This window comes from Arhodomonas sp. KWT (genome assembly GCF_010993615.1).
The window spans coordinates 1-1,029 of the sequence record NZ_WNXE01000576.1 but is presented as its reverse complement, the minus strand read 5'-3'; the positions used below and the strand labels follow the sequence as shown (position 1 = coordinate 1,029).

Annotated in this window: 1 protein-coding gene and 1 pseudogene; both read left to right on the top strand. The window is 71.6% G+C overall.

Going from position 1 to position 1,029, the window contains the following annotated elements; translation table 11 throughout:
* A partial coding sequence (gene gloB, locus G7A99_RS20845; RefSeq protein ID WP_163143806.1) for a hydroxyacylglutathione hydrolase occupies positions 1-674 on the top strand: 674 nt, incomplete at its 5' end.
* Positions 675-709: 35 nt separating this feature from the next.
* Positions 710-1,029, top strand: a pseudogene (locus tag G7A99_RS20840) (lytic transglycosylase); the annotation flags it as partial.

Sequence of the window (1,029 nt, the reverse complement as noted above, 5' to 3'; positions counted from 1 at the left end):
CCCCGGTGCGCCGCGCGCTCGACGAGCGCGGGCTCACCCTGGCGGGGATCCTCATCACCCACCACCATCCGGATCACACCGGCGGTGTCCGCGAGCTGGTCGCGGCCGCCGGGGCTGACATCCCGGTGTGGGGGCCGGCGGACGAGCGCATCCCCGGGCGCACCGTCGCGCTGGCGGATGGCGACGCTGTCACGCTGCCCGGCTTCGGCATCACCTTCGAGGTCATCGCCTGCCCCGGCCACACGGCCGGTCACATCGCCTATTACGGCGACGGCATGCTCTTCTGTGGGGACACGCTGTTCGCCGGCGGCTGCGGCCGGCTGTTCGAGGGCACGCCGGAGCAGATGCACGCCTCGCTGGCGCGCTTCACCGCGCTGCCCGGCGAGACACGGGTCTACTGCGCCCACGAGTACACCCAGGCGAATCTCACCTTCGCCGCCGAGGTGGAGCCGGACAACACCGGGCTGCTGCAGCGGCTGACCGCGGTGCGCGAGGCGCGCGCCCACGACCGGATCACTCTGCCCTCGACCATTGCCGAGGAGCTGGCCACCAACCCGTTTCTGCGCACCGACGCACCGACGGTGCGCAAGCGCGCCGCGACCCGCGCCGGCCACGCCCTTGCCGACGGGGTGGCGGTCTTCGCCGCCGTGCGCGCCTGGAAGGACGCATTCTGAAAGACCGCGGGGCGATGGATATCCAATCAAGGAGAATGACCGTGCGATCACGCGCCGTGCTGCCTTTGCTCACGTGCCTGACCCTCAGCGCCTGTAGTGTGGCACCCACCGGCAGCAACAGCGCCGAGGGCAACACCGCCGGCGGGACAGCGGAGACGGCCTCGTCCCTGGCGGCGGCGGACGCGCTGCTACTCGACAGGTCACCGGCCAGCGTATTCGGCGAGCCGGGGAATAACGGCGCGGATAAGTCCCAGGACCGCACGCCCTCCAGGGACAAAGGCCCGGACGGCATCTGGCGGACACTGCGCGACGGCTTCCGCCTGCCGGAGCCGGAATCCCCGGCCATTGCCGAGCA